This window comes from Pseudomonas sp. Z1-29 (assembly GCF_051131995.1).
Classification (GTDB): Bacteria; Pseudomonadota; Gammaproteobacteria; order Pseudomonadales; family Pseudomonadaceae; genus Aquipseudomonas.
On the sequence record NZ_CP071645.1, the window covers coordinates 865,487 to 886,362 of the forward strand.

The 20,876-nt window shown below is 62.9% G+C and carries 20 protein-coding genes; 11 read left to right on the plus strand and 9 right to left on the minus strand.

The window, feature by feature from the left end:
* Positions 1-164 precede the first annotated feature (164 nt).
* Positions 165-644 (minus strand): Lrp/AsnC family transcriptional regulator, encoded by a 480-nt coding sequence (locus J3P84_RS04090; protein ID WP_305498616.1) that lies wholly within the window; start codon positions 642-644, stop codon positions 165-167.
* Between the two features lie 413 nt (positions 645-1,057).
* Between J3P84_RS04090 and J3P84_RS04095 the strand changes: the two genes are divergently transcribed.
* Entirely contained in the window at positions 1,058-2,038 is a 981-nt protein-coding gene (locus tag J3P84_RS04095) for a DUF6515 family protein (RefSeq protein WP_434571643.1), read from the plus strand.
* A 145-nt stretch (positions 2,039-2,183) separates the two neighbouring features.
* Here the strand turns inward: J3P84_RS04095 and J3P84_RS04100 are convergent, their stop codons facing one another.
* Together J3P84_RS04100 and J3P84_RS04105 are read right to left on the minus strand one after the other, a co-directional pair.
* Positions 2,184-3,077, minus strand: a complete 894-nt coding sequence (locus tag J3P84_RS04100; RefSeq protein ID WP_434628014.1) for a cation diffusion facilitator family transporter — start codon at positions 3,075-3,077, stop codon at positions 2,184-2,186.
* A gap of 27 nt (positions 3,078-3,104) precedes the next feature.
* Entirely contained in the window at positions 3,105-3,524 is a 420-nt protein-coding gene (locus J3P84_RS04105) for a polyribonucleotide nucleotidyltransferase (RefSeq protein ID WP_434571645.1), read from the minus strand.
* Positions 3,525-3,619: 95 nt separating this feature from the next.
* Here J3P84_RS04105 and hrpB point away from each other — a divergent pair, with 95 nt between their 5' ends.
* On the plus strand, positions 3,620-6,136 hold the full coding sequence (gene hrpB, locus J3P84_RS04110; protein WP_434628017.1) for an ATP-dependent helicase HrpB: 2,517 nt from the start codon (positions 3,620-3,622) through the stop codon (positions 6,134-6,136).
* A gap of 130 nt (positions 6,137-6,266) precedes the next feature.
* Here the strand turns inward: hrpB and J3P84_RS04115 are convergent, their stop codons facing one another.
* Positions 6,267-7,346 (minus strand): endonuclease/exonuclease/phosphatase family protein, encoded by a 1,080-nt coding sequence (locus J3P84_RS04115; protein ID WP_434628020.1) that lies wholly within the window; start codon positions 7,344-7,346, stop codon positions 6,267-6,269.
* A complete protein-coding gene (locus J3P84_RS04120) occupies positions 7,343-8,002 on the minus strand; it encodes a YciC family protein (RefSeq protein ID WP_434571649.1) in 660 nt (219 codons plus the stop codon). Before J3P84_RS04120 ends, J3P84_RS04115 begins: the two co-directional genes overlap by 4 nt.
* 176 nt (positions 8,003-8,178) lie before the next feature.
* Between J3P84_RS04120 and J3P84_RS04125 the strand changes: the two genes are divergently transcribed.
* From J3P84_RS04125 to J3P84_RS04145, 5 genes are all read left to right on the plus strand, one after another.
* Positions 8,179-8,949 carry a DUF2076 domain-containing protein gene (locus J3P84_RS04125; RefSeq protein WP_434628024.1) on the plus strand — a complete coding sequence of 257 codons (771 nt, stop codon included), beginning with the start codon at positions 8,179-8,181 and terminating at the stop codon, positions 8,947-8,949.
* A 128-nt stretch (positions 8,950-9,077) separates the two neighbouring features.
* On the plus strand, positions 9,078-9,557 hold the full coding sequence (locus J3P84_RS04130; protein WP_030140338.1) for an NYN domain-containing protein: 480 nt from the start codon (positions 9,078-9,080) through the stop codon (positions 9,555-9,557).
* Between the two features lie 21 nt (positions 9,558-9,578).
* Positions 9,579-10,190: a 3'-5' exonuclease gene (locus J3P84_RS04135; protein ID WP_434571652.1), complete on the plus strand. Its 612-nt coding sequence runs from the start codon at positions 9,579-9,581 to the stop codon at positions 10,188-10,190.
* A gap of 375 nt (positions 10,191-10,565) precedes the next feature.
* Positions 10,566-11,468: a drug/metabolite exporter YedA gene (yedA, locus tag J3P84_RS04140; protein WP_434628027.1), complete on the plus strand. Its 903-nt coding sequence runs from the start codon at positions 10,566-10,568 to the stop codon at positions 11,466-11,468.
* 58 nt (positions 11,469-11,526) lie between these two features.
* Positions 11,527-12,864 carry a DEAD/DEAH box helicase gene (locus J3P84_RS04145; protein ID WP_434571654.1) on the plus strand — a complete coding sequence of 446 codons (1,338 nt, stop codon included), beginning with the start codon at positions 11,527-11,529 and terminating at the stop codon, positions 12,862-12,864.
* A 135-nt stretch (positions 12,865-12,999) separates the two neighbouring features.
* On the opposite strand, the gene J3P84_RS04150 is transcribed toward J3P84_RS04145, so the two are convergent.
* A complete protein-coding gene (locus tag J3P84_RS04150; protein ID WP_434628031.1) occupies positions 13,000-14,241 on the minus strand; it encodes a TIGR03862 family flavoprotein in 1,242 nt (413 codons plus the stop codon).
* Positions 14,242-14,522: 281 nt separating this feature from the next.
* Positions 14,523-15,443: a histone deacetylase family protein gene (locus J3P84_RS04155; RefSeq protein WP_434571656.1), complete on the minus strand. Its 921-nt coding sequence runs from the start codon at positions 15,441-15,443 to the stop codon at positions 14,523-14,525.
* Between the two features lie 72 nt (positions 15,444-15,515).
* Between J3P84_RS04155 and J3P84_RS04160 the strand changes: the two genes are divergently transcribed.
* The 3 genes from J3P84_RS04160 to J3P84_RS04170 all read left to right on the plus strand — a co-directional run bounded on the left by J3P84_RS04160 (position 15,516) and on the right by J3P84_RS04170 (position 17,649).
* Positions 15,516-16,085: a GNAT family N-acetyltransferase gene (locus tag J3P84_RS04160; protein WP_434571658.1), complete on the plus strand. Its 570-nt coding sequence runs from the start codon at positions 15,516-15,518 to the stop codon at positions 16,083-16,085.
* A 104-nt stretch (positions 16,086-16,189) separates the two neighbouring features.
* Entirely contained in the window at positions 16,190-17,059 is an 870-nt protein-coding gene (tesB, locus tag J3P84_RS04165) for an acyl-CoA thioesterase II (RefSeq protein WP_072411434.1), read from the plus strand.
* Positions 17,056-17,649 (plus strand): HAD family hydrolase, encoded by a 594-nt coding sequence (locus J3P84_RS04170; RefSeq protein WP_434628036.1) that lies wholly within the window; start codon positions 17,056-17,058, stop codon positions 17,647-17,649. Before tesB ends, J3P84_RS04170 begins: the two co-directional genes overlap by 4 nt.
* A gap of 123 nt (positions 17,650-17,772) precedes the next feature.
* Here the strand turns inward: J3P84_RS04170 and J3P84_RS04175 are convergent, their stop codons facing one another.
* Both J3P84_RS04175 and ypfJ read right to left on the minus strand, forming a co-directional pair.
* Complete coding sequence (locus J3P84_RS04175) at positions 17,773-18,720, minus strand: alpha/beta hydrolase (RefSeq protein WP_434628039.1); 948 nt, start codon at positions 18,718-18,720, stop codon at positions 17,773-17,775.
* The gene (gene ypfJ, locus J3P84_RS04180; RefSeq protein WP_434628042.1) at positions 18,721-19,608 is read right to left on the minus strand and encodes a KPN_02809 family neutral zinc metallopeptidase; all 888 of its coding nucleotides are present in this window, start codon (positions 19,606-19,608) and stop codon (positions 18,721-18,723) included.
* Between the two features lie 247 nt (positions 19,609-19,855).
* Here ypfJ and J3P84_RS04185 point away from each other — a divergent pair, with 247 nt between their 5' ends.
* Positions 19,856-20,734, plus strand: a complete 879-nt coding sequence (locus tag J3P84_RS04185) for a DMT family transporter (RefSeq protein WP_434571664.1) — start codon at positions 19,856-19,858, stop codon at positions 20,732-20,734.
* Positions 20,735-20,876 lie beyond the last annotated feature (142 nt).

Consider the following 20,876-nt stretch of genomic DNA (forward strand, 5'->3'; position numbering starts at 1 on the left):
CGCAGGATCGGGCTGCGGCGGTGTGTCGCAGCCCGGATATTCATGGGCTGCTTTTTGTGGCGAGGGAGCTTGCTCCCGCTCGACTGCGCAGCAGTCGCAAACCAGTGGAGATTTGGGGTCGCTGCGCAACCCAGCGGGAGCAAGCTCCCTCGCCACAGAAGCTCTCAGCTGCGCAGGTGGGTAAGCGGCAGCTCGGTACTGTTGAGCACCTGGTTCAGCACAAAACTCGAACGCACGCTGGTGACGCCTTCGATCCGGGTCAGGTGGCCCAGCAGCAGCTTCTGGTAATGATCCATGTCCGGCACCACGACCTTCAGTTGGTAGTCCGCGTCGATGCCGGTCACCAGGCTGCATTCAAGCACTTGCGGCAGGTTGCGGATCGCGGCTTCGAAGGTCTCGAAGCGGTCGGGGGTGTGGCGGTCCATGCCAATCAGCACATAGGCGGTCAGGCTCAGGCCGAGCATCTTGCGATCGAGCAGGGCAACCTGGCGGGTGATGTAGCCGTCGTCTTCCAGTTGCTTGACCCGCCGCGAGCAGGGGGAGGGCGACAGGCCGATGCGCTCGGCCAATTCCTGGTTCGAGATGCGCGCGTCGCGCTGCAATTCCGCCAGGATGCTCAGGTCGTAACGGTCGAGTTTGCTCATTGAGCGGGCCTTTATTCGGTTAATTGCGGAAGATTATCCATCCAAGGGTAAAAATTGCGCAAGTAGTGTTTATTCAAGCAATCTTAGCAATCATCTGCGGGCGCCTCGGGCCTATGCTTACCACCAAGATCACTGCTCGGACAAACAGTCCAGTGCAGCCCGCCCAATCAGGCCGGCTGCGGTCGCAGTACCCATCGGTACTGGCAGACCCCCGAGCTGCACACTGTCCAGAAGACGGCGTGAGGTGAGCCGATGCCACAAGCGTCGCGCACGGACTAGATTCTCAAGGGGAGGCCGACGGGCCTCCCTTTTTTATGCCTGCGAAATAAACCTCGCGCCTGATAACCTGTCGCCGAACCGGCCTGGGCTTTTCCAGTCTTATTTTCAGGCCCCGAACCGCTGTGAGGAATTTCATGAAGTCGCGCATCTGGCGTTTGGCAGGTGTTGGTCTGTTGTGGGCAAGTGTCAGTGCGCAGGGAATGGCGGATGATCAGCAGAACCGTGGCGGCCCAAACGGTAATGGCCCGGGTTATTCAGGCCAGCCCCGGCCGCAAAGCAACGAGATCATTCGTGGCGATAACAGCCGACAGTTCGAGGTCCAGCCGCAATCTCCAGGTGGGCAACACTACGAGCGTCCACCGCAGGACCCCAACGTACACAACCGCCCGCCGCAACAGCAACCGGGCAACAATCTGCCGATCCAGGGCCGGCCCGACAGCGTGACCCAGACCCAGGAGCCGCGACCGGGCTACTACCGCGACATTCCACGGCGCAACGACGGCTATCCGAACGGCGGGCCGCGTCCAGGCCACGACAACCGGCCCGATCAGCACTGGCCCGGTCGGCCGGACGGCCATGGCAACGGTTGGGGGCAGGGGCCGCAATATCGGCCAGGGTATGTGATCGATCGTTTCCCGGATCGTAATTACCGCGTGCCTTATCGCGGCCAGGATTATTTCTATTCGGGTGGCTACTGGTATCGTCCGCAAGGGCCGCGTTATGTCGTGGTGCAGCCGCCTCGAGGCATTCGTACCCGCTATCTGCCCGATTATGCCCGTGAGGTCTGGATCGGCAGCTCGCTGTTTTTCCTCGCCGCCGGTGCCTATTACATTTACGAGGCCAACACCCGGGACTACGTCGTGGTCGAGGCGCCGGTCGCCAATCCGCAGCCGCAGCCCCAGGGCAACAGCTTCGACGTGGTGGCTTATCCGGCCAACGGCCAGTCGCCCGAGCAGGTCAACCAGGACGGCTACGATTGCTATCGCTGGGCGGTGCAGCAGAGTGGTTTCGACCCGCGCACCTATACCTACCCACCGGCGCCGGAAGTGGTGCAAACCTACCGCCGGGCCCAGGGCGATTGCTTGAGCAGTCGTGGGTATCAGGTGACGTACTGATTACTCGAAATAGAAAAAACAGCTCCCTGTGGCGAGGGAGCTTGCTCCCGCTGGGCTGCGCAGCGGCCCTAAGATCTTGCGGTCGCTGCGCAACCGAGCGGGAGCAAGCTCCCTCGCCACAGGTTGTGTGTTCAAATCTTGAGTATCAAGCGTTGGCGCGCTTCACCACTTCTGTCGGATCGGCATGCACCAGCACCTCGGCCTTCGGATAAGCGCGATGGATCGCATCGGCGGCCTGGTCGCTGATGCCGTGGGCCACTGACAGGGTCAGTTCTCCCGGCAGTTCCAGGTGCAACTGCACGAACCAGTGGTTGCCGGAGATTCGTGTGCGCAGGTCATGGGCGCCGACCACGCCGGGCACCGCGCAGGCCAGTTCGAGCATGTGCTGGCTGACGTCTGGCGGCAGTTCTTCATCCATCAGCACGGCGAAACTTTCCCGGGCAATCTGCACTGCGCTCCAGAGGATGTACGCGGCGATGCCCAGGCCGAACCAGGCGTCGAGCTGGTACCAGCCGAACCCGGCCAGGACCAGGGCCACCAGAATGCTGCCGTTGAGCAACAGGTCCGAGCGGTAGTGCAGCGAGTCGGCGCGCACGGCGTTGGAGCCGGTGGCGCGCACGACCCGATGCTGCAACGCCAGCAGCGCCAGGGTCAGTGCCAGGGAAAACACGATCACGCCGACGCTGAGCCAGGGCGCCTCGACCGGCAGCGGCTGCTTGAGTCGTTCGTATGCCTGCAATGCGATCAGCACCGCGCTGCCGCCAATAAAGAGTGCCTGGGCCATGCCGGCCAGTGATTCAGCCTTGCCGTGCCCGTAGCGATGATCGTCATCAGCCGGTCGCAGGGCATAATGCACCGCCAGCAGATTGAGCAACGAAGTGACGCCGTCCAGCGCCGAGTCGGTCAGGCCGGCAAGCATGCTTACCGAGCCGCTGAGCCACCAGGCCAGCGCCTTGGCAATGATCAGAATGCACGCCACGGCCACCGAAGCGCGGGTGGCCAGGCGTAGCAGGCGAGCATGTTCGGCGCTGGTGGTCATGGCGCGGTCTTCCTTGGGCTGCGCCTCTTACGCGGCGGGTACGAGACCGAGCGTGGCCAGTTGTTGCACGTTGCCCTTGTGCTGGATCAGGCGCGGGTCGTCCAGCGGGAAGCTGCGGCCCAGCTCGCGCTCCAGGATGGCTTGCAGCTTCTGGTTATTGACCGTGCCGTCGGCGTTGATGGCCGGCTTGAGTTTCTCCGGTTCGATCTGCACGCTTCTGCCCGGCTCGAAATAGATCGCGCCGGTGGCAAAATCCACGGCAAAGGCGATCAGGCCGGGGATGATGTAGAACAGCAGGCCGACGGCGTCGAGCGCGGCGATGGCCGGGTCGATCTTGCCCTCGATCTGGCCGCGACGGTCGGGGTAGAAGATCGAGCCACAGGCGCTGATCTGGGTCAGCAAGCTGGCGACCAGCACGCCGCCGATCACGCGAAAGGGAATACGCATAACAATCTCCTGAGCAGGTAAGGGCGTTGCTGGTTGGAGTCCAGACCACGCTAAACAGTTCGCCGTTATACTCGGCCCTCTGTTTTGGAGCCAGCATGATTTCTTTGCCGATTGATGAAGTTTTACCGGCCCTGCGCCAAGCCTTGGCGTCGCGCCACGAAGCGGTGCTCGAAGCGCCCCCCGGTGCCGGTAAGACCACCCGCGTTCCCTTGGCCCTGTTGAACGAGCCGTGGCTGGCCGGGCAGACCATTCTGATGCTCGAACCCCGGCGCCTAGCGGCACGGGCGGCGGCTGAGCGCCTGGCCAGCGAGCTGGGGGAAAAGGTCGGCGAAACCGTGGGCTACCGGATTCGCCTCGACAGCAAGGTCGGGCCGAAAACCCGCATCGAAGTGGTCACTGAAGGCATCCTCACCCGTCGCCTACAGGATGACCCGGCACTGGATGGCGTGGGGCTGTTGATTTTCGATGAATTCCACGAACGCAGCCTCGATGCCGACCTGGCCCTGGCGTTGAGCCTCAACGGTCGGGAGCTGTTTCGCGAAGACCAACCGCTGAAAATCCTGCTGATGTCCGCGACCCTGGAAGGCGAGCGCCTGGCCGGGTTGCTGGACGATGCGCCGATCCTGCGCAGCGAAGGACGCATGTTCCCGGTGGCGGTGCGCTGGGGCCGGCCATTCCAGCCCGGCGAATTCATCGAACCGCGACTGGTGCAGACCCTTCTCGAAGCGCTGCACGACGAAACCGGCAGCGTGCTGGTGTTCCTGCCGGGGCAGGCGGAGATTCGCCGCGTTCATCAACAATTGGCCGAAGCCTTGGGCGAGGGCGGCAACGTGTTGCTGTGTCCACTGCATGGCGAGCTGGACCTGGCCGCCCAACGCGCCGCCATCGATCCGGCACCGCCCGGCCAGCGCAAAGTGGTGCTCGCCACCAACATCGCCGAGACCAGCCTGACCATCAACGGTGTGCGGGTGGTGGTCGATGCCGGGCTCGCCCGCGTACCGCGCTTCGACCCGGGCAGTGGCATGACCCGCCTCGACACCCAGCGTATCTCCCGCGCCAGCGCCACCCAACGGGCCGGCCGGGCCGGGCGACTGGAGCCGGGGGTGTGTTACCGATTGTGGTCCGAAGACCAGCATGAACAGCTGGCGGCCTACGGCAGCGCCGAGATTCTCTCGGCGGACCTGGCCGGGCTGGCCCTGCAGTTGGGCCGCTGGGGCGTGACGCCGCAGCAGTTGACGTGGCTCGACGTCCCGCCGACCGCCGCGTATGCCCAGGCGCGGGATTTATTGCAGCGCCTGGGTGCGCTGGACGGTGGACAACTGACTCGGCACGGCCAGGCCATGGCCGAGCTGCCGGCCCATCCGCGCATCGCGCACTTGCTGCTGCGGGGCCAGGCGCTGGGGCTGGCGGACATGGCCTGCAATGTCGCGGCGCTGTTGGGCGAGCGTGACATTCTTCGAGGCGCCGGCGCGGATTTGCACAGTCGCCTGGCGTTACTGTCCGGCGAGGAACGAGCGGCACGCGGCGCTCAGGGCGGTGTGCAGCGGGCGCGGCAATTGGCCCGGCAATATCGTGGCTACTTGCGCGGCAAGGCCGAGGAAGCTGTCGTCGATCCCGAGCATCCGCGCTGGCTCGGCGCGCTGTTGGCGCTGGCCTATCCGGATCGCGTCGCGCAACAGCGGCGACCCGGCGGCGCGGAATATCGCCTGGCGAATGGGCGCGCGGCGCTGTTTGCCGAGGCCGACAGCTTGATGAAGCAACCGTGGTTGGTGATTGCCGAACTGGGCAGTCGCCAAGGCCAGCGGGAAGAACGGATCTATCTGGCGACGGATTTCGATCCGGTGCTGTTCGATTCGGTGCTGGCAGAGCAAGTACGTACCGAAGACCAACTGGATTGGGACGAGCGCGAAGGCGTGCTGCGGGCCGAGCGCCAGCGCAAGGTCGGTGAACTGGTGCTCAGCCGCGAGCCATTGACCGGCCTGGATGAATCTGCCCGCAGCCGGGCGCTGGTCAACCTGGTACGGCGCAAGGGGTTGGAGTTGTTGCCGTGGACGCCGGAGCTGCGTCAGTGGCAGGCGCGGGTGGCGCTGTTGCGTCGGCTCGACCTGGATACCAAGGGCGACAGCGAGTGGCCGGACGTCAGCGATGCGGCGTTGCTGCTCAGTCTTGAAGACTGGTTGATGCCATATCTGGGCCGGGTGTCGCGCCTTAGTCATTTTGCCAACCTGGACCTGTCGAGCATCGTCCGTAACCTGTTGCCCTGGCCTCTGCCGCAAAGGCTGGACGAACTCGCGCCGCAGCACTTGAGCGTGCCTTCCGGTTCATCGATTCGCCTGGATTACAGCGAACACCCACCTATCCTGGCGGTGCGCTTGCAGGAGCTTTTCGGCCTGGCCGACACCCCTCGTATCGCCGATGGCCGGCAGGTGGTCAAGCTGCACCTGCTATCGCCCGCGCGCCGACCGGTGCAAGTGACCCAGGACCTGGCGAACTTCTGGCGCAGTACTTACGCCGAGGTGAAGAAGGATCTCAAGGGACGGTATCCCAAGCACTACTGGCCGGACGACCCGCTGGTGGCGGAGGCGACGGCGCGGGCCAAGCCGCGTAAGTGAGGCCCAACACAAACCGCCTGTGGGAGCGAGCCTGCTCGCGAAGAGGTCGCACATTCAGCATCTCCGTCGACCGTGACACCGTCTTCGCGAGCAGGCTCGCTCCCACAGGAGTGCGGCGCGGTTGTCTGGATCACGGGGTAGCCGGCAACAGAAACCGCGCGATCACCGGCAAATGATCGGAAATGCGCAACGTATCGTCCTGCCGGACCTGGGCTTCGACCCGTTTGAGGCGGGGGCTGTAGAACAGGTAATCGACGGTCCGATCGGGGCCGTTGAGGCCGGGGTCGTTGGGGTAGTGGGTCAGCCAGTTTGCGCGGTCGATGCCGCTGGCCTCGTTGTTGGTGGGGATCATCGGGTATTTGTCCCACAGCAGGTGCAATTCGCTGTCGGCGGAGTAGGGGGAGCGTTGCTCGGTGGGCAAGCGTCGGTATTGGCCCAGGGGTAACAGGTTGAAGTCTCCCCCGGTCAGCCAGGGAGTGCCGGCGGATTCAAGCTTGTCCAAGGCCTTGGCTATCGCGCTGACTTGTGCGCGCGCCGTGTCGTCCGGCTGGGTGGCCCGCTCCAGATGTGTATTGAGCACCGCCAGTTGGCCGCCGCCGCTCAGGGGCAGGTAACTCACCAGCAAGGCATTTTTCGGCTGGAACTGGCGGGTGATGAAGTTCGCCTCGGCCACCGGCAATTGCACCCGCTCGGCGTGGTCGATGCGATAGCGGCTCAGCGTCGCCAACTGGCGACCAACGCTGCCGAAGATATGTGGGCTGGGAATGAAATCGGCTTTCCAGTCAAAAGCGCTGGTGCCGCAGGGATAGAGGTCGGCCAGCCGTTCCTGCAAGAGCTTGAGCTGGTTCTGGTAGTCGCTGGCCTTGGCGCCGTTGTCGAGTTCCTGCAATAGCACCACGTCCGGCTGCTCGTCGCGAATGACCCGTGCCACTTCGTCGAGGCTGAAGGCCATGTCTTCCGGGGTCGGGCTTTCATCGTCGCCCTCGGCCAGGTCGTGCCAGAACACGTAGCGCTTGCCAGCCAGGAACTGCACGTTCCAGGTCATCACCTTCAGGGCCTGGCCGGGCACCAGCGGTGGGGCGTTCGCGGCGCAGCTGACGGGCATCGCTTCCCGGGCCTGTGGGCGCCAGGTCGGGCCATAGATGGAAAAGGCTGCAATGCCGACGAGCAACAACAGGCCCAGCAAGGTGTATCGCAGCAGACGGGTCATGGCTCGGGTTTTTCTGCAATCAACATGAACATTCGGAACAGCACCACGGTGGTGAACAGTTGCAAGAAACTGTGAACGCTGTCGATCAGCAAACTGATGAAGGGGTTCTGCGGCGGCGGATACACCGAGACGCTGGCGCCCTTGAGCAGCCACAACGGGACCATTACGGCGAGGATGCATAACAGGATTCGCCAGAAATTGCCTCGACTCAGGCGCGCGCTTTCCTTCATGGCCGCCAAGGGCGCCATGCCCCGCAAAACCAACAGGTATTCACCGAAGGCGAGGACGACCATCAGCCACAGCCCCGGCAGGAAGTACAAGGAAATGCCGATCAGGATCAGCAACGTGTTAAGGGCGGTCAGCAAGGCGAAGCGCGGCCACTGGAGGAGGGCTGCCGCGAGCAGGTCACGGGCACGCGGGGCTTCGCCGCGACTGCGGGCATCGAGAAACAGGATCAACGCCGCGGTATACAGCGGGTACACGAGGAGACCGACGATCACGCTGTAGCCGGAGAAACCGTCGGCGCCGATGGCGCTGTCCACCCCTTGTTGCAGGACCGCCTCAAGTATTACCAGCGGCAGGCACAGCTGGGCGATCCGGCCCAGGTTGCGCTTGAAAAAATACAAGGAGTCACGCAGTACTTCTAACGGATTCATGAGTCGGTATCGCAGTTCGAAAAAGCGGTCCGACACTTTAACCGATCAAGCGACCGCACAAGCAAACGTAAACATCAGGTAAAGACCATTGAAAGCTTCCTGCGCAGCCCCATTACTGAATCGCACCGGTCTTTGCGACCGGCCTGGTTTTAATCCGGCAATCTGATGAGGTCGCCATGAACAGCGAAGAACAAACCCTGATCGATGGACTGTTTTCCCGGCTGCAACAGGCCGAAAAGGATTCAGCCCCGCGCGACGCCCAGGCAGAGGCGCGGATCAAGGAACACTTGGCCAACCAGCCTGCCGCGGGCTATTTCATGGCCCAGGCGATCCTGGTGCAAGAGGCGGCGATCAAGCGCCTGGACGAGCAGAACAGACAGCTCGCCCAACAGGTCGAGCAATTGCAGGGCGAATTGCAGCAGGCCCGCAGCCAGACTTCGGCGCCAAGCGGCGGCGGTGGTTTCCTTTCGAGTATCTTCGGTGGCAGCAACCGCGATTCACGGCCAGCAAGCGCACCGGCATCCAGCGGTGGCGGCTGGCGCGAACCTGCGCGGCCTTCCTTCAACGCACCGGCCCAGCCAGGCTTTGGCGCTGCGCCCGGCAACTATGCCGCGCCGCAACAGCAGGCCCCAGCGGCGGGCAGCTTTCTCGGTGGCGCCTTGAAAACCGCGGCGGGCGTGGCCGGTGGTGTGATGCTCGCCCAGGGCATCAGTAGCCTGTTCCACAGCAATCAACCCGAGGAGATCGTCGAGGTCCTCAAGGAAGAGCCGGCCCAGCCGGTCAATGACACCGCCAACAACGGTGACAGCGGTTGGGGCGATGATCAGCGCGTGGCCGACAGCGATAGCGACGGCAACAATAGCTATGGCAACGACCAGGGCGGTTTCAGCGACGCCGACTACAGCGACGATTCGTCCTTGTTCGGCGACGACGACTCTTTCGTCTGATCCGCCGTTCGTCCGGGGCGCCCTGGCGCCTCGGGCCGATTATTCGCGGAACGCTCCTCGAGACTGGCATACTGGGCGACTTTTCGGCCCGGGTGGCCTGCGCGCGTGTGCATTCAAGAGGAAACGCGGTGAAAAAAATCGCAGTGTTCGCCGATGTCCAGAACCTCTACTACACCGTGCGCCAAGCCTATGGCTGCCATTTCAACTACGCGGCGCTGTGGGCTGATGTGAGCAAGCAGGGGCAGATCGTCGAGGCCTATGCCTACGCGATCGATCGCGGTGACAGCAAGCAACAGCAGTTCCAGCAGATCCTGCGCAACCTGGGGTTCACCGTGAAACTCAAGCCCTATATCCAGCGCAGCGACGGCTCGGCCAAGGGCGACTGGGACGTGGGCATCACCCTGGACATCATGGACGCCGCCGACCATGTCGACGAGGTGGTCCTGGCCTCCGGTGATGGCGATTTCGACATGTTGCTCGAACGCATCATCAGCAAACACGGCGTGCAGGCTGTGGCCTATGGAGTACCTGGGCTGACCGCCAACTCGCTGATCCGCGCCGCCAGCCGCTACGTGCCGATCGAAGGCGCGTTGCTGCTCAAGAATTGATTTTCAAGGAGCCCCACCGGTTTGGAACGCATCGCAGTCATCGACTTTGAAACCACCGGCATCACCCCGAGCAGCGGTTGCCGGGCCACCGAAATCGCCGTGGTGATCCTTGAGCAAGGCCGGATAGTCGACCGTTACCAGAGCCTGATGAACGCCGGCGTGCGCGTGCCGGCCTTCATCGAGCAACTGACCGGTATCAGCAATGCCATGCTGCGCAGCGCACCGCCAGCGGAAAAGGTCATGAACGAGGTCAACGAGTTCGTCGGCATCACGCCGCTGCTGGCTCACAATGCCGCGTTCGACCAGAAGTTCTGGGACTTCGAACTGGGACGAATCAAGCGCACCCGCCTGCAGAATTTTGCCTGTTCACTGCTGTTGGCCCGACGCCTGATGCCAGCGGCGCCGAACCACAAGCTCGGCACGCTCAACGCTTTCGCCGGCCTGCCCCACACCGGCCAGGCTCACCGGGCCATGGCCGACGCCGAAATGGCCGCCAACCTCACCGCGCACCTGGCCTCGGAGCTGCGGCAAAAGCATGGGTTGCGGGAGCTGTCCCATGATCTGCTGTGCAGCTTGCAGAAGGTGCCGGCAGCGAAGATCAACGAGCATCTCAAGCGCCATCGCGGGTTCTGAACACTGCACAACTCTCCTGTGGGAGCGAGCCTGCTCGCGAAAGCAGTGTGTCAGCCACCACAGATGTTGGCAGGGCGGACGCCTTCGCGAGCAAGCTCGCTCCCACAGGGTTCGATGGCTACTCAGATGATGCGTACAGCACAAGCTCCATTGTGGGAGCGAGCTTGCTCGCGAAGGCGGTGTGTCAGTCGGCATCGATGTTGGCTGGTCTGTAGCTTTCGCGAGCAGGCTCGCTCCCACAGGGTGGGTTGTGTTGATCTGAGATCTGCCGTGTCTTGAAAAGTGTATGGCTCGGATAAACAGATTTTGTAACTTAATTTCTGTCGATTGCCTTTTTAGAATGACAGGTTTCATCGTCCTGACTTCGAGCTGAACATGCCTGGCCCACGCCGTTTTCCGTTGCCATTGATCGCTGCCTTCTTCGCCTTGTACGTCATCTGGGGATCGACCTATCTGGTGATTCGCATCGGCGTCGAGCATTGGCCGCCCTTGCTGCTGGCCGGGATTCGTTTTGTGATCGCCGGGTCGTTGATGTACGGCTTCTTGCGCTGGAAGGGCGCGCCGGCGCCGACCTGGGCGCAATGGAAGGCCGGGGCGCTCATTGGCGTGTTGCTGCTGACCTTCGGCAATGGTGCGGTGAGTATCGCCGAGCATACAGGCGTAGCTTCGGGCGTGGCGGCGCTGGCCGTGGCGACGGTGCCGTTGTTCACCTTGCTCTGCGGGTATTTCTGGGGTGCACGCAATACCCGTCTCGAGTGGGCGGGGATTGTGTTGGGGTTGATCGGCATTGCCATGCTCAACCTGGGTTCCAACCTGCAGTCGAGCCCGTTGGGGGCGGCTTTGCTGGTGTTCGCCGCCGCCTCGTGGGCCTTCGGTTCGGTGTTGAGTAAACATGTGCAACTACCCGCAGGCGCCATGGCCAGCGCCGTGGAGATGCTGGTGGCCGGCGTGGTGCTGTTGATCGGCAGCTTCGCCAGTGGCGAGCGCCTGGAAAGCATGCCGCCGCTGGAAGGCTGGTTCGCGCTGGTCTATCTGATCGGTTTCGGTTCGATCATCGCCTTCAACGCCTACATGTACTTGCTCAAGCATGTGCGTCCGGCCGCAGCCACCAGCTACGCCTATGTCAACCCGGCGGTAGCGGTGTTGCTGGGGATCGTCTTCGCCGGGGAAACCATCGGTATCGAAGAGGCCTTGGCGATGCTGGTGATTATCAGCGCCGTGGTCCTGATCGGGTTGCCGCAGTGGCGCAAGCCCAAGCCCCCACCGGCCGAATCATGATTTAGGGTAAACTGCCGCGCATTGCACACCTTGCGCTGATTTTTCCTACGGTATCTCCATGACTTTCGCCACTCTTGGCCTGATCGAACCCCTGCTGCGCGCCCTCGAGACGCTCGGCTACCAGACGCCGACCCCGGTCCAGGCCCAAGCCATGCCGGCGGTGCTCGCCGGTCGCGACCTGATGGCAGCAGCCCAGACCGGCACCGGCAAGACCGCCGGTTTCGCCGTGCCGCTGTTGCAGTTGTTGACCACCGAAGGACCGAAAGTTGCCGCCAACTCGGTGCGCGCGCTGATCCTGGTACCGACCCGCGAGCTGGCCGAGCAGGTCCATGAAAGCGTGCGCCAGTACGCGCAGAACCTGCCGCTGAGCACCTACGCGGTGTACGGCGGTGTCAGCATCAACCCGCAAATGATGAAGCTGCGCAAAGGCGTCGATCTGTTGGTGGCCACGCCGGGCCGCTTGCTCGACCTGTTCCGCCAGAACGCGCTGAAGTTCAACCAGTTGCAGACCCTGGTGCTGGACGAGGCCGACCGCATGCTCGACCTGGGCTTCTCCGAAGAACTGGCGAACATCTACAAGGCCCTGCCGAAGAAGCGCCAGACCTTGCTGTTCTCGGCGACCTTCTCCGATGCGATCCGCCTGCTGGCCGGGCAGATGCTCAACGACCCGCTGAGCATCGAAGTGAGCCCGCGCAACGTGGCCGCCAACACCGTCAAGCAATGGGTGGTGACGGTGGACAAGAAGCGCAAGCCGGAACTGTTCATCCACCTGATGCGCAAGCACAAGTGGAAGCAGGTGCTGGTATTTGCCAAGACCCGCAACGGCGTCGATGCACTGGTGGAAAAACTCCAGGGCCTGGGCGTCAACGCCGATGGCATCCACGGCGACAAACCCCAGGCGACCCGCCAGCGTGCGCTGGATCGTTTCAAGGCCAGCGAAGTGCAGATCCTGGTGGCCACCGACGTCGCGGCCCGTGGCTTGGACATCGAGGACTTGCCGCTGGTGGTGAACTTCGATTTGCCGATCGTCGCCGAGGACTACATCCACCGTATCGGTCGTACGGGCCGTGCGGGTGCCACCGGGCAGGCGATTTCCCTGGTCTGCGCCGATGAAGTGAATCTGCTGTCGGCCATCGAAACCCTGACCCGCCAGGCATTGCCCCGGCAGATGGAACATGATTTCGAACCTGAGCATCGCGTGCCGGAAACCGATGCCAGCGGCCAGGTGATCAAGAAACCGAAAAAACCAAAAAAGCCGAAAGCTTCCGGTGGTGGCGGCAAGCGCAACCTTGGCAAGTGGGTGGACAGTGGCGACTCGGGGCCGGTGGAGCCTTCGGTGAAACCTGTGCGAAAAGTGCCGGTGTTCAATACCGGACCGCGCAAGCGTAAGCCTTGATGATTTGCTGCGTCGGATAGATTGCTTTCGCGAGCAGGCTCGCTCCCACGAGGGCTTCGTGGTGTTCACCGCTCTGGTGTCCAGCGCCCGATCCCTGTGGGAGCGAGCCTGCTCGCGAAGGCGACAACAAAGATTTCAAGCCTGGCGCTGCAGCCACTCCACCATCCCCAACCCCGCCGCACGACCGCTGGCAAAGCATGCCGTAAGCAAGTACCCGCCGGTCGGCGCTTCCCAATCGAGCATCTCTCCCGCGCAGAAAACGCCGGGCATTTGCTTGAGCATCAGTCGCTCATCGAGTGCCTCGAAGGTCACGCCGCCGGCACTGCTGATGGCTTCGTCCAGCGGACGGGTTTTCACCAGCGTGACCGGCAACGCCTTGATCGCCTGGGCCAGCCGCGCCATGTCGGCAAAACAATCGGCTGAAGTCAGTTCCCGTAACAACGCCGCCTTCACCCCGTCGAGCCCCAACTGGCTGTGCAGATGCTTAGCCATCGAGCGAGAACCGCGAGGCTTGCTTAATGCCAGGAGAATCTTGTCCACAGGCCGGCCCGGCAGCAGGTCCAGATGAATGGTCGCGCTGCCGTGTTGGTTGATAGCCTCACGAATCCGCGCCGACAGCGCATAGATCAGGCTGCCCTCGATGCCGGTGACGGTGATGACGCATTCGCCGAGGCGTGGCACGTCATCGTCGAGGCCGATGGCAATGTTCTTCAGTGGGGTGCCGGCAAATTTGGCGATCAGCAGATCGCTCCAGCCCGGCACATCGAACCCGCAGTTGCTTGGCTGCAAGGGCGCGAGGACCACGCCGCGCTGTTCCAGCGGCAACATCCAGGCACCGTCGGAGCCCAGGCGTGACCAACTGCCGCCTCCCAGCGCCAATAAGGTCGCGTCGGGCTGTAGGGCCTTTTCCCCGTCCGGGCTGGCAATGCGCAGGCTGCCGTCGGCATTCCAGCCAAGCCAGCGGTGGCGCGTATGAATCACCACGCCGGCATCGCGCAGGCGCTTGAGCCAGGCGCGCAGCAGCGGGGCGGCCTTCATATCGGTAGGAAATACCCGCCCGGAGCTGCCGACAAAGGTGTCGATGCCCAGGCCATGAATCCATTCGCACAACTCATCGGCGCCGAATGCCCGCAGCAGCGGGGCGATATTCGGCGTGCGTTCGCCGTAGCGGGAGAGGAACGCCGGGAAAGCTTCCGAGTGAGTGATATTCATGCCGCCGACACCGGCCAGCAGAAATTTCCTGCCCACCGATGGCATGCCGTCGTACAGGTCGACCTGGAAGCCGGCCTTGCTCAACACCTCGGCCGCCATTAGGCCGGCCGGGCCGCCGCCGATAATGGCGATGTTTGGGGTGGAAGGCTTGGTGGTCGAGGTCATGATCGGGCTGTGGGGGCAGGAGTAGGCGGGGCATTCTACCAGCTCGAATCCCTGTGAGAGCGAGCCTGCTCGCGAATGCGGTGTGTCAGTTACATGACTATCAACTGGCGCACCGTATTCGCGAGCGGGCTCGCTCCCACAGGGGGGATATAGGATGCGTGGAAAGTCTGGTTAAAAAACAGCCAAGCTCTCGCGAGCTATAGACGGCATAGGTTGCAGGCCCTTTCGCTCAGGTTATCCACAGGCCGCTCCACAGGCATTGTGGGTAACGCACCCAGACTTCAATGACAACCTGATGACGTCCAGACCTTCTGTGCGCTGTGGTGCAGGATTCCGTGCCGGCGGGCCAGGGCCTTGCGGTCCTTGCTGTAGCCGCCGCCGATCACGCCGACTACCGGAATGTCCCGGCCCAGGCAGTGGCGCATGACGCTCTCGTCCCGGGCGGCGAGGCCTTCGTCGGTCAGCTTCAGGTAACCGAGGGCATCGTCCTTGTGCACATCGACGCCGGCGTCATAGAGCACCAGATCGGGCTGATAGAGCGGCAGCAGGTAATTGAGCGCGTCATCGACGACTTTCAGGTAGGCGGCGTCCTCCATGCCCATCGGCAGGGGAATATCCCAGTCGCTTTGCGCCTTGCGTGCAGGAAAATTCTTTTCGCAGTGCAAGGAAACTGTCACGGCGTCGGGAGTGTCATGGAGTATTCGAGCCGTACCGTCGCCCTGGTGCACGTCGCAGTCGAAAATCAGCACTCGCGAGACCTGACCGCTGGCGAGGAAATAGCGGCTGATCACCGCCAGGTCATTGAAGATGCAAAATCCGGCCGGGTGGTCGTAGTGGGCGTGATGGGTACCGCCGGCCAGGTGACAGGCCAGTCCGTGTTCGAGGGCCTGCTCGGCGGCCAGCAGTGATCCGCCGACGGCGCGTACCGTTCGGCGAGCCAAGGCTTCGCTCCAGGGCAGGCCGAGGCGCCGTTGGTCTTCGCGAGACAACTCGCCGCCCATGTAGCGTTCGATATAGGCGCGATCGTGGGCCAAGGCGAGAATGTCCGGCGGGCATAGGGCCGGACGCAGCAGGTCCGCGTCCCGGGCCAGGCCGCTGTCCACCAGGTGATCGCGCAGCAGGCGGAACTTGTCCATGGGGAAACGGTGCTCCGCAGGGAATTCGGGGCTGTAGTCTTCGTGGTAGATCAGCGGTAGCGGCATGGTGTTTTCAGTGGCGGGTGAGTGACGGATCCTACCAGCGATGTAGACTCTGGGCATGGAAAGGGAGTGAAGATGGAGCCGATACTGGAAGTGGAAAGCGCACGGCTGATTCTGCGGCAGTGGCGCGATGAAGATCTGCCGGCGTTTGCGGCGATGTCTGCCGATCCGCAAGTGATGCGTTATTTTCCGGCCCCCCTGAGTCGTCTGGAAAGCGCTGCGTTGATCGGCCGGGTGCGCGGGCATTTTGCCGAGCATGGTTTTGGTTTGTGGGCATTGGAGCGCAAGGACACCGGTGCCTTCATCGGTTTTACCGGGCTGGGCGTGGTCGGGTTCGATGCGCATTTCACCCCGGCGGTGGAAATCGGCTGGCGCCTGGCGCGCGAACACTGGGGGCTGGGGTATGCCAGCGAAGCCGCATGGACCGCGTTGCGTTGTGCCTTCGACCGCCTGGGCCTGGATGAAGTGGTGGCGTTTACCGCTGTGGATAACTTGCCTTCGCAGAAGGTCATGCAGGCCATCGGCATGCAGCACGATCCGGACGATGATTTCGAACACCCAAAGCTCGCGGTCGGTCATCCATTGCGTCACCATGTGCTCTATCGCATCAATCGTGAGCAATGGTTGCAGACCCTTCACGGTTAACCGACACGGACGTTTACAATGCCCGCCAAAATGGCCCGGGCCAATTATCGATCCGCCGCCGCAGCACAGCCTGCGCGGTTTTGTGCTGTGTGAGGAAAATCTGAATGAGCCACGTGTTGGAAGATCTGGTCGACCTGCTGACCCTGGAACCGATCGAAGAGAACCTGTTTCGCGGTCGCAGCCAGGACCTGGGCTTTCGCCAGCTGTTCGGCGGCCAGGTGCTGGGCCAGTCGCTGTCGGCGGCCAGCCAGACCGTGGAAGAGGCGCGCCATGTGCATTCGATGCATGGCTACTTCCTGCGTCCGGGCGATGCGGCGTTGCCGGTGGTCTACCAGGTGGATCGCGTGCGTGATGGCGGCAGCTTCAGCACCCGACGGGTCACGGCGATCCAGAAGGGCAACCCGATCTTCACCTGCAGCGCGTCGTTCCAGTACGACGAGCAGGGCTTCGAGCACCAGAGCACGATGCCGCAGGTCGTCGGGCCGGAAAACCTGCCCTCGGAACTGGAACTGACCCAGCAGCGCGCGCACCTGTTGCCTGAACACATGCGTGAAAAACTGCTGTGCCCCAAGCCGATCGAGGTGCGCCCGGTCACCGAAAAGGACCCGTACAACCCGCAACCGGCCGATCCGGTCAAGTACGTGTGGTTTCGTGCCGATGGCGCCTTGGCGGATTCCCCGGCCCTGCATAAATACCTGCTGGCCTACGCGTCGGATTTCGGCCTGCTGACCACCTCGTTGCTGCCTCATGGCAAATCGGTCTGGCACAAGGACATGCAGGTCGCCAGCCTCGACCACGCGTTGTGGTTCCATGCCGACCTGCGCGCCGATGACTGGTTGCTCTACGCCATGGACAGCCCCTGGGCCGGCAATTCCCGTGGGTTCTCCCGGGGCAGTGTGTTCAATCGCGCCGGGCAACTGGTGGCCTCGGTGACCCAGGAAGGCCTGATCCGCCATCGCAAGGACTGGGCATGAGCCTCGCCGATGTGCGGCACTGGGTGTTCGATATGGACGGCACGCTGACCATCGCCGTGCATGATTTCGCCGCGATCCGCGTGGCCCTGGCGATTCCGGCCGAAGACGACATCCTCACGCATCTGGCGGGATTGCCCGCTGAAGAAGCCGCGGCCAAACATGCCTGGTTGCTGGAACACGAGCGGGATCTCGCGCTGGGCTCCAGGCCCGCGCCGGGGGCGGTGGAGCTGGTCCGTGAGTTGGCCGGGCGTGGTTATCGCCTGGGCATCCTGACGCGCAATGCCCGCGAGCTCGCCCACGTGACGCTTGACGCGATCGGCCTGGCCGATTGTTTTGCCGTGGAGGACGTTCTCGGCCGTGATGAAGCGCCGCCCAAACCTCATCCCGGTGGCCTGTTGAAACTGGCCGAGGCCTGGAACGTGGCGCCCGAGACCATGGTGATGGTGGGCGACTACCGCTTTGACCTCGACTGCGGTCGCGCGGCGGGGGCGCGGACGGTGCTGGTGAATCTGCCGGACAATCCCTGGCCTGAGCTGACAGACTGGCATGCGCGTGATTGCGCCGAGTTGCGGCGGATGCTTTCGGTTTGATTCGGGCGGTGCCTGACTTGCCGCTTTCGCGAGCAGGCTCGCTCCCACAGCGATTCAGGACCAGCGCAGCTCCCCTGTGGGAGCGAGCCTGCTCGCGAAAGGGTTTCCCGGTCGACACAACGCTCACTGCCCAAACAACACCTTCAACCCCTCCGGCGAATTGAACATCCCATCCCCATCATGCCCAACCCCGGGCACTTCGATCAGTCGCTGGTTCAACCCTTGCGGATGACGCCGGGTCAGGTAGTCAAAGAAGAAATGCCCCCGTAGCAGCCGATACGCCCCTTGTGTCTGCGCTTCACAACCTTTATCCAGCGCCGGATGTTCCGGGTCGATGTCCTGTTGCCCCAGCAGATAGACGATGTCGCGCTTGATGTAGCGATTTTCCAGCTGGGCAGGCGTTTGCCCGGTAGCGTAGGCGGGCAGGTTTTCCAGGCCGTATTTCCAGCGATTGAAGCCTGGGCAACTGACCGGGTCGAACGCCATGGGCCGCTGTGCGTCCAGGTAGGCATAGGACGAAGGGTTGGCGATCACGAACCGTGGGCTGATGCGATAAGTGCCATGGGTAAGCAGGGCATAGCGCTGCACCACTTGGGCGCCGCCGGAGTGGCCGGCGATGATGATGTCTTTCACTGCGGGAAACTGCTGGCGGTCGCTGACCCGCGCAACGATGTCGTCCAGCACCTGGAATGAACTGAGCGGTTTCGGCCCCGTGGACAGGCCTCCCGCCATCCAGTCGTTGCCCTGCCAGCGCAGGATTTCGGCAGGCAACTGATGGCGCGCCACGTCATGTTCGTTGAGAAACTGTGGGGCAATGATCAACGTCGTCGCTGATTGACCGGCCTGTGCCGCGGCTTTTTCAGCGCTGTGCAAGTAAGTATCGGCATTGCGCAGCCGACCATGGAGGATGATCAGCACCCGCTCGATCGAGGCCGGTGGCGGGCTGACACCGACGGCCATGGCGCCGCCCCTGATCTGCAAGCGTCCCTCGGCGATCACCTTGACGCCGTGTTCCTCGGCCTGGGCTACGGCGCAGCACAGCACCAGCCCGATCAATGCCCGCCACTTCATCTACAGGGTTTTCGCCGCGAAGGTGTCGCACTGGCTGACCTGGCCTTGAGAAAAACCGGTCTTGAACCAGCGCACCCGTTGGGCGGAAGTGCCGTGAGTAAACGAGTCCGGCACCACGCGGCCCTGGCCTTGTTGCTGCAGGCGATCGTCGCCAATGGCATTGGCGGCGGTCAAGGCCTCTTCGATATCGCCCGGTTCAAGCCAGTTCAGGCGCTTTTGCGCATGGTTGGCCCAGACGCCCGCCAGGCAATCGGCCTGCAATTCCTGACGCACCAGCAAACCACCGTCGCCTTCCATTTGCCGGCCTTGCTGGCGCGCTTCCTGGATTTTCGCCGACACGCCGAGCAGCGTCTGCACGTGGTGGCCTACTTCATGGGCGATGACGTAGGCTTGGGCGAAGTCTCCGGCGGCGGAAAAGCGCTGGGACATTTCCTTGAAGAAACTCATGTCCAGGTAAACCTGCCGGTCCGCCGGACAGTAGAAGGGGCCGGTCGCCGAGGAAGCCAGGCCGCACGCCGAGTTGACCCGACCGCTGAACAGCACCAGCTTCGGTTGCTGGTACTGGCGCCCGGCCTGTTGGAAAACCTGGCCCCAGGTGTCTTCGGTATCGCCCAGGATGGAGCGCACGAATTCAGCCTGTTCGTCGTTGGCCGGTGGTGCCTGGCGCGTTTGCGAAGAGGCGGGCGCGGAAGCCTGGTCCATCTGCCCGGTCAGTTGCCCGAGAATCTGCATGGGGTCCTGGCCGGTGATCCAGCCGATGCCGACGATCAGGATAATGGCCGTCAGGCTCAAGCCCTTGCCGCCACCAAAACGCATCCCGCCGCCGCCCCCACCGTCACCGCGGGCGTCCACCACGTTGTCACTGCGGCGACCTTTTTTCCATAACATGTGGGGAATCCTCTGGATGACGTGCGAAGAATGGCAGCTGTGGCGAAGAGTCTAGCTTTCAGGAGCGCAAGGTGCGCGCATGCTTGAGCTTTCAGGCAACTGACAGGGATTTTGGTTCATCGGTGCGCCGGTCCTGCCCGAGAGTGGAATTTTCATTACACTTCGGATCAGAACTATCGGAATCCTCGCTGGCCCAACAAGTGCATCAAGGATCACGGCCTTTCATCAAGCAACGCAGGTTTCCCTCATGACCGTCAGCACTCCGCTCTCCGGCGTCAACCAGGCTTTCAAGGGCATCGTGCTTATTCTGGTCGCAACGTTCCTGTTCTCCAGTCACGACGCATTGTCCAAATATCTCTCGGGTTTTTATCCGATCATCATGGTGGTCTGGGCCCGTTACGTGGTGCACACGTTGTTGATGGCGGGCATTTTCCTGCCGCGCTCGGGGCTGCGGGTGCTGCGGACCAAGCGTCCGTTGTGGCAACTGGCCCGGGCGTTGTGCCTGTTGGGCACCAGTCTGTTTTTCACCACGGCGCTGATGTACATCCCCTTGGCCGAGGCGACCGCGGTCAACTTCCTCGCCCCCGTGCTGGTCACCGCGCTGTCAGTGCCGTTGCTGGGCGAACACGTGACGCGCGGTCAGTGGATCGCGGTGATCTTCGGTTTCATCGGGGTGCTGATCATCGTTCACCCCGGTGGTGATCTGTTCACGCCGGCGGTGCTGTTGCCGTTCTGTTCGGCGCTGTTTTTCTGCTTCTACCAATTGCTCACGCGCAAGCTCAGCGAGATCGACAGCCCGACCACCAGTAACTTTTTCGCAGGACTTTGCAATACCCTGGTGATGAGCGCGCTGGTGCCGTTTTTCTGGCAAGTGCCCAGCGTGACCCACGGCTTGATGATGCTCGCATTGGGTGCCTGCGGGATGACCGCGCACCTGATGCTGACCCAGGCCTTCCGCTTCGCCGCCCCGGCGTTGCTGGCGCCATTCGGGTATTGCCAGATTATTTTCGCCGGGCTGCTCGGCTGGCTGTTGTTCAGCCATACGCCGACGCTGACCACGGTGGTGGGTATCGTCCTGATCTGCTTGAGTGGATTGGCAGCGGCGTGGCAGCAGCGGCGCAAGTAAAGCTCAAGCCTTTTATGGCTGGCACAGGCTTTTGTGGCGAGGGAGCTTGCTCCCGCTGGGCTGCGAAGCGGCCCTCGCTTTTTTACGATTGCTGCGCAATCGAGCGGGAGCAAGCTCCCTCGCCACGGGTAGATCGCTGTCC